The following is a 7,724-nucleotide window of genomic DNA, read 5'->3' as shown; positions in this document are numbered from 1 at the left end:
GTTGCCGCCCTGTCATACTGAAAGGCAAACAGATTAAAACGGATGTTGATCAAAAACTCTCTTCCACTGCAAGATACGGTTGAAAATAGCTGCACTTAGCAGGGATTTACCATATTTAAACGAAATAGGTTTTAAAACTAAACACGGGAGATGATTGAGATGGAAAACTTGTGGGCCCCCTGGCGGTCTATCTATATCGGCAAGCCACAGACCGGCTGTATTTTCTGTGAAAAACTAAACTCTGATGAGGATAAAGAGAACCTGGTGGTTTACCGGGGAGACAAAACCTTTGTCATCATGAATTTATACCCCTATAATAACGGGCACCTGCTCATTGCACCGAAAAGGCATGTGGGGGACATCACCGAACTGACAGAGGAGGAACTCCTGGAATTAAATAAAATGACCCGCTTTATGGTGCAATCTCTGCGCCGGGCCTTTGGCAATCCCCATGGTTTTAACATTGGAATGAACCTTGGCAAGGTGGCGGGGGCCGGCATTCCCGGACATCTCCATGTACACATTGTTCCCCGCTGGAAGGTGACGCGAATTTTATGGCAGTCATCGGGGATACCAGGGTCATTTCCGAGGGGCTGCAAAGGACCTATGAAAAAATAACCTGGGCAATTACGGAGCTGGAGAAGGAAATGCAGCCTTTATCATAACCAGGAGAATCTTGCATAAAATTTCAAATTTCAGATCATCATAAACCCAGCAATAATTTACGCGGATATTCATTTCTTTCGGCCCTTGCACCGCAAGGGTTATTTTTTGCTCTGCAAGTTGTTGCTTTTTGACACACGAACCTTTAAAATTACTGTAATGAAGGCAGAAGGGAAAACATTCCATGAAGCAGATATGTCTTATGGGAGGAACCTTTGACCCGATCCACTACGGACACCTGGTGGTGGCGGAAGAAGTTCGCCAGAAGTTTGGTATTCAAAAGGTCATTTTCATCCCTGCGGCCAGGCCTCCCCATAAAATGGGTCAGGAAATATCCGAACCACATCACCGGGTAAACATGACTCGCCTGGCCACTGCCAGCAACAGGTATTTTGAAGTATCCACCATCGAAATTGAGAGACAGGGACTTTCTTATACCATTGACACGGTTCAAGAAATAAAATCTATCTATAAGATCGAAACCGTCTATTTCATTACCGGGCGGATGCCGTTCTTGAGATTCTAACCTGGAAAGAAGCCGAGAAGTTATTGAACATGTGTACTTTCATTGCTGCCACCAGACCAGGCTATAATCTGAACAACCTTAAAGAAACACTGAAATCCTTACCGGGAGAGATCTTTAAAAAAACACTGCCCCTTGAGGTGCCGGCTTTGTCTATTTCTTCCAGTGATATACGGCAAAGGGTGAGGGAAGGCAGGAGTATTAAATACCTGCTGCCGGAGCCGGTGGAACAATACATCAAGGAAAATAAGATTTATTTATAAAAGGATGTTTTGTAAAAATTGTTACATTGATGTATTTGATTGGATACCTTATTTGCCAATCATAGGTAAAAACCTGCAGGTTTTTACTAAACCGTGAATGCACGCTCTGCATAGTGAATGTAAAGATGACACTATGCAACTCACGGGTTCTTAAAAAGCAACGATCTTTTATAAAACAGCGTTAAAACAGCGTTTCCCTCAAATGGAAATATCTTAGTCTACCTGCCACTGCATTTCGTTAATGGCTTCTGCAAATAATACAATCACAGAAACAAGTATTACAGAACCATTGGAAAGAGGTGACGATAGTGGCAACTTTATACGTAGGTAACCTACCCTGGGGTACCAAGGCGGAAGATCTGCAGGATGCTTTTTCCCAATATGGTGAAGTGTTAAGCAGTCGGGTGATTACCGACCGTGAGACCGGTCGTTCACGTGGCTTTGGTTTCGTTGAGGTAAACGACGCTGATGTAGAGAAAATGGTAGCAGCGTTAAACGGTACCGAATTGGGTGGTAGGGTTATCACCGTAAACGAAGCAAAAGCCCGCGAAGCAAGGGCTTAAAGGATGACTAAACCTCCATTCCCCTGGGATCGGAGGTTTTTTCTCTATAAATCTATGGTTTGGAGGAAACCAATGTTCAATGAGGAATATATTAAAGCAAAAATCAGTATTTCAATGCCGGAACACCGTTTGCGGCACTCCCTGGGCGTAGCGGAAACCGCCGAAAAACTAGCCTGGCGGTTTGGCGCAGATCCCCAGAAAGCCCGTCTGGCAGGGATGCTGCATGATGTTGCCAGGGACTTTGACGACAGTGAAATGCTGCGGAGAGCCAAAGAAGCCAAACTGCAGGTCAGTGAATACGGCTTTGCCATGCCCTTGCTTTTACACGGCCCGGTGGGCGCCGTTATGGTCAGGGATGAATTTGGCATAACAGACCCGGAGATACTCAATGCCATTGCGCTGCATACGGTGGGTTCCGAATATATGAGTCAATTGGATAAAGTACTGTTTGTGGCGGACAAAATTGAACCGAACCGCCGTCACGGCGCCGTGCAGGAAATTCGCAGGCAGGCCGAAACAGACCTGGATGCGGCGCTCTTAAGCTGTTTTGATGAAAGCATCCGGTATGCTTTAAAAATTGGCTGCCTGCTGCATCCCAGCAGTGTAAAAGCGAGGAATGCAATTTTAGCAGCCAGGGTTTCCGCCTAGAAAATAGTGGAATAGGATATAATAAGAACACAGAAAAACATCAAGGAGGGGTCTGTTTGACACTTAGCGCCAAGGAAATGGTAGACATAGCCCACAAAGCGGCGGATGACAAAAAAGCTGCCGATATAACGGTCCTTGACATCAGCCATATTTCTATTATTTGTGATTATTTTTTGATTTGCACCGGTCGCTCCAGCACCCAGGTACAGGCAGTGGCCGAACATATTAAAGAGAAACTGGAAGAAGCGGGCGTCAGGCCGTTGCGTATCGAAGGTTTCCGGGAAGGCAGCTGGATTCTGCTGGATTATGGCGATGTAGTCATACATGTATTTCAGGAAATGGAACGGGACTTTTACAACCTGGAGCGGCTTTGGGGCGATGCCCAGGTTGTGGAAATGACAGCCAACAAGTAATTAACAAAACTTTCGTTGACAAAAGGAGAAGTGCAGGCCTACTGTGTGGATAAAATTGCCAAATACAAAATACCTTCATACGTTTTGTTTGTAGACAGCTATCCCACCACCGCCAGTGGTAAAATCCAAAAATACAAACTGGGAGCAGGCCATTACCACCCTGGGACTGGAAGATTTAACGAAAATTGAAACGGCTTAGAATTGTTGAAATATGCCCCTATTCGTGGTAAAATTTGCGAGGAATGTGAATGTGCCGCACCTTCCTACCAAAATAGTAAAGTGACTAGGAGGCAAGTATTTTGCAGGAGCAATACGATTCTAAACAAATAGAGAATAAATGGCAGCAATACTGGGAGAAACAGGATATCTACCAGGTGCCGGATCATTCCGAACGCCCGAAATACTATTGCCTGGAAATGTTCCCATATCCCTCGGGAAAATTACACATGGGCCATGTTCGCAATTATTCCATCGGTGATGTCATCGCCAGGTTTAAAACTATGCAGGGCTACGACGTCCTGCACCCCATGGGCTGGGACGCCTTCGGCCTGCCGGCGGAGAACGCCGCCATCAAACACGGCATTCCTCCCGCCACCTGGACCTGGGACAACATTGCTCACATGAGAAGCCAGCTCAAACAACTGGGTTTGAGTTATGACTGGCGGCGGGAAGTGGCCACCTGCCATCCAGAATACTACAAGTGGGGCCAGTGGTTGTTCCTGCAACTCTACAAAAAGGGACTGTGCTATAAAAAACACGCCCGGGTCAACTGGTGCCCGGACTGTGCCACTGTACTGGCCAACGAGCAGGTGGTGGAGGGCAGTTGTGAACGGTGCAGCGCTACAGTGGAACAAAAGGAACTGGACCAGTGGTTTTTCCGCATTACCGATTATTCCCAGCGTCTGCTGGATGACCTGAAAAAACTGGAGGGCTGGCCCGATAAGGTCAAGATCATGCAGGATAACTGGATCGGGCGCAGCGAAGGGGCTGAGCTGACCTTCAAGGTAGAAGGCACCGGAGATGAAATTACCGTCTTCACCACCCGGCCTGACACTGTCTATGGCGTCACCTATATGGTTCTGGCTGCGGAACACCCCCTGGTGGCAGAACTTTCCGCCGGCACCCCCCAGGAAAACGAGGTGGCGGAGTTTGTCAACCGGGTGGGTAAGATGACCGAGTTGGCCCGCACCAGCTCTGAGAAGGAAGGTGTTTTTACCGGGGCCTACTGCATCAACCCCTTTAACGGGGAGCGGGTTCCCATCTTGACCGCCAACTATGTTCTTTATCACTACGGCACCGGTGCGTCATGGGTGTGCCGGCCCACGACGAGAGAGACTTTGAGTTTGCCAGAAAATACAATCTGCCTGTTAAAGTGGTTATCTTGCCGTCCAAAGAAAAGGAATTAAAGGCGGAGGAAATGACCGAAGCCTATACCGAAGACGGCATCATGGTCAATTCCGGACCCTTTGACGGAACCCCCAACCGGCAGGGAATCCGGAAGGTGATTCAATATGCCGAACAACAGGGCATCGGCAAAGGCATTATCAATTACAGACTGAGGGACTGGCTGATTTCCCGCCAGCGCTACTGGGGGACCCCCATTCCCATTATCTACTGTGAAAAATGCGGTGCCGTGCCTGTGCCGGACCACCAGCTGCCGGTGCTGCTGCCCACCGATGTGGCCTTTAAGCCACCGGGGAATCACCGCTCAAGGGCAACCCGGATTTTGTAAACACCCCCTGTCCCCAGTGCGGCGGACCGGCCAGGCGGGAGACCGACACCATGGACACCTTTGTGGATTCGTCCTGGTATTATCTCCGTTACACCAGCCCCAGAGATGCTGAGCAGGCCTGGGATAAAGAAAAAGCCGCACGCTGGATGTCGGTGGACCAGTATATCGGGGGTGTCGAACACGCCATTCTGCACCTGCTGTATTCCCGGTTCTTTACCAAGGTCTTTTATGATCTGGGCCTGGTGGATGTTCAGGAACCCTTTGAAAACCTGTTAACCCAGGGGATGGTTTTAAAGGACGGCGCCAAGATGTCCAAATCCAAGGGCAATGTGGTCAGTCCCGAGGAAATTATCGACCGCTACGGCGCGGATACCGCCAGACTGTTTATCCTGTTTGCCGCCCCGCCAGAACGGGATCTGGAATGGAGCGACCGGGGCGTTGAAGGAAGTAACCGTTTTCTCAACCGGGTCTGGCGTCTGGTTTACTCCGTTAAAGACCAGGTGGCCGCCGCCCCGGCCGTTGCCCCGGGGTCTTCCTTTGTGGGCGTTCACAAGGAAATGCGCCGGTTAACCCATTACGCCATTAAAAAAGTGACCGAGGATGTCAGCGGACGCTTTAATTTCAACACGGCCATCAGCACCATCATGGAACTGGTGAACGGCATTCACACCTACCGTGACAAGGTGGCAGAGGTGGAACGCGATTCCGCTGTATTGGCCGAGGCCGTCAATGCCACCATTATCCTGCTGGCGCCCTTTGCGCCCCATATCGCCGAAGAACTGTGGCAAGCTACCGGCCACCCGGGCAGTGTGCACCGGCAGCCCTGGCCGGTATACGATCCTGCCGCCCTGGTGGAAGACGAGGTAGAGATTGTCGTTCAAATAAACGGTAAGGTGCGGGAGCGCCTGCACATTCCGGCCAACATGAATGCGGCCGAAATGCAGCAGTATTTGATGGATCTGGCACCGGTGCAGGAGTTAATCGCCGGCAAACAGGTAATCAAGGTAATCCCTGTGCCGGGTAAGCTGTTAAACATTGTAGTAAAATAAACAGGCAAAAGACACCCTGACCGGTGTCTTTCGTTTTGGTTTTAACAACAATGCATATACTTCCATTCCCGACGCATACTAAAACGTGTATGCCCACGGAGGTGAAAGTTGTGCAAGAACTGTTTCCGCATGTCTGGCGCACAGTGGTAATCTACCTGGCAGTTCTGGTGATTGTCAGGCTGACAGGAAAACGGGAGATCGGGCAGCTTTCTTCCTTTGACTTTGTGGTTGCCATTATCCTGGCCGAACTGGCGGCGATCCCGATGGAGTCCACGGAGATCCCGATTTGGCATGGCATTATTCCCATCGTCACCCTTGGACTGCTGGAAGTAGGATTTTCCTATTTAACCCTGATTAATCGACCCTTACGTAAAATATTATACGGCTCACCCCAGGTTATTATTGAAAACGGGCGGTTGTTAAAGCACGAAATGCGTTCCTCCCGATACAACCTGGACGACCTGTTAAGCCAGCTGAGGGAAAAGGGTTTTTATGATATTGAGGACGTGGAGTATGCCATTCTGGAGACCTCCGGCAGGTTAAGCGTGATACCCCGCTCCCAAAAGAGACCGGTCACCCCGGATGATTTGGGAATATCCACCAAGTACGAGGGGCTGCCCACGGTGCTGGTCATGGACGGGGATGTGATGAAAGAGAACCTCAGCAAAGTGAACCTCGATGAAGAATGGCTTAAAGAAAAACTTGCCGAAAAAGGCCTTCACTCCAAAAAGGTTTTACTGGCCACCCTGAATACCCGGGGGCAGCTGATGATTGATTGCCAGAATGACGACAGAATGAGTTAATAAACTTTTAGGTCTGATCTCAAAGGAGGTCAGACCTTTTAAAAATGGTTCTAGCGTATTAGTTACTATTTAGTTGATTATATCAGAATGATCAGAAAACCGGCTGGATAAATTTTGTTTTCCGGTAACTAAGTGATCTAGGAGTAGTAAGATAGACACCGTCTTATTGGTGTCTCCTTTTCCATTATGTTTATGTACAGCTGAATATATAGTACGAATTATTCTACTCAAAAATACCGTGGCAGGAGGTAGTATATCATAATGCTATTTTAATCAAATTATGGTTTTTTTAGCAGGAAATTGTCATTATGAATAGAAATAACCATGAAGTCCGGTTGAGAAGTTTTTAGGAGGAAAGACACCAATGTTAAATTTGGGCCGTAAGGAACAAGGCCTTATTTTAATCATTGTGGCAGTGGTCCTTTTTACTGCCGGTTACCAGTTTGCCCACCGGGAAAAGAAAGAGGTTGAGCTGGTGGGCCCATCCAGTGCAGAAGCCACCCATGAGGAGACCGGCCCGGTGGTGCATGTGGATGGAGCGGTGGAGAAACCGGGCGTTTATAAACTGCCCTCCGGCAGCAGGGTGAACGATGTCATTGAACAGGCGGTGGCTTTGCCGGATGCAGATCTAAGTGCACTTAACCTGGCAGAAATTTTGAAAGACCAAAAGAAGCTGGTGGTCCCCAGAAAAATGGAGCAGCAGGCACCCGGACAAAATGTTGTTTCACAGACCATGCAAGTACAGGCTCCCGGCAATGCAGCGGTGTCCAGTTTGCAGGCCACGCCACCCGCCAGGTCCAGCGGACTGGTGAATATTAATACGGCCGGTGCGGCGGAGTTGGACACGTTACCCGGCATCGGCCCGGCCCTGGCGGAAAGAATTCTGCAATACCGGCAGGCCAACGGGCCCTTTCAAACCATCGAGGATATAAAAAATGTTTCCGGCATTGGTGATAAAAAATATGCCGACCTGCAGCACAGGATCACCGTTCACTAACCGGTGCCGTCAGATCAATCATACAGGATGTGAATTCATGGAAGCAAGTTTGCTGGCCCAGTTAATCCGA

At 49.0% G+C, this 7,724-nt stretch carries 5 protein-coding genes and 4 pseudogenes; all 9 read left to right on the top strand.

The window, feature by feature from the left end; translation table 11 throughout:
• The first annotated feature begins 159 nt into the window (after window positions 1-159).
• The 9 genes and pseudogenes from P378_RS14030 to P378_RS13990 all read left to right on the top strand — a co-directional run bounded on the left by P378_RS14030 (window position 160) and on the right by P378_RS13990 (window position 7,654).
• Window positions 160-665 (top strand): annotated as a pseudogene (locus tag P378_RS14030) (HIT family protein).
• Window positions 666-847: 182 nt separating this feature from the next.
• Window positions 848-1,449: pseudogene (gene nadD / locus P378_RS14025) on the top strand (nicotinate-nucleotide adenylyltransferase).
• A 308-nt stretch (window positions 1,450-1,757) separates the two neighbouring features.
• Window positions 1,758-2,012 (top strand): RNA recognition motif domain-containing protein, encoded by a 255-nt coding sequence (locus P378_RS14020; RefSeq protein ID WP_099083687.1) that lies wholly within the window; start codon window positions 1,758-1,760, stop codon window positions 2,010-2,012.
• Between the two features lie 72 nt (window positions 2,013-2,084).
• A complete protein-coding gene (gene yqeK, locus P378_RS14015) occupies window positions 2,085-2,660 on the top strand; it encodes a bis(5'-nucleosyl)-tetraphosphatase (symmetrical) YqeK (RefSeq protein WP_099083686.1) in 576 nt (191 codons plus the stop codon).
• A gap of 56 nt (window positions 2,661-2,716) precedes the next feature.
• Window positions 2,717-3,073 carry a ribosome silencing factor gene (rsfS, locus tag P378_RS14010; protein ID WP_099083685.1) on the top strand — a complete coding sequence of 119 codons (357 nt, stop codon included), beginning with the start codon at window positions 2,717-2,719 and terminating at the stop codon, window positions 3,071-3,073.
• 12 nt (window positions 3,074-3,085) lie between these two features.
• Window positions 3,086-3,272: pseudogene (locus tag P378_RS14005) on the top strand (AMP-binding enzyme); the annotation flags it as partial.
• Window positions 3,273-3,372: 100 nt separating this feature from the next.
• Window positions 3,373-5,854: pseudogene (gene leuS / locus P378_RS14000) on the top strand (leucine--tRNA ligase).
• A 110-nt stretch (window positions 5,855-5,964) separates the two neighbouring features.
• Window positions 5,965-6,657: a DUF421 domain-containing protein gene (locus P378_RS13995; protein ID WP_099081880.1), complete on the top strand. Its 693-nt coding sequence runs from the start codon at window positions 5,965-5,967 to the stop codon at window positions 6,655-6,657.
• A gap of 364 nt (window positions 6,658-7,021) precedes the next feature.
• Window positions 7,022-7,654, top strand: a complete 633-nt coding sequence (locus P378_RS13990) for a ComEA family DNA-binding protein (RefSeq protein ID WP_099081881.1) — start codon at window positions 7,022-7,024, stop codon at window positions 7,652-7,654.
• The last annotated feature ends 70 nt before the right edge of the window (window positions 7,655-7,724 follow it).

Source organism: Desulforamulus profundi, from assembly GCF_002607855.1.
This window is presented reverse-complemented; position numbering and strand designations above follow the sequence as displayed.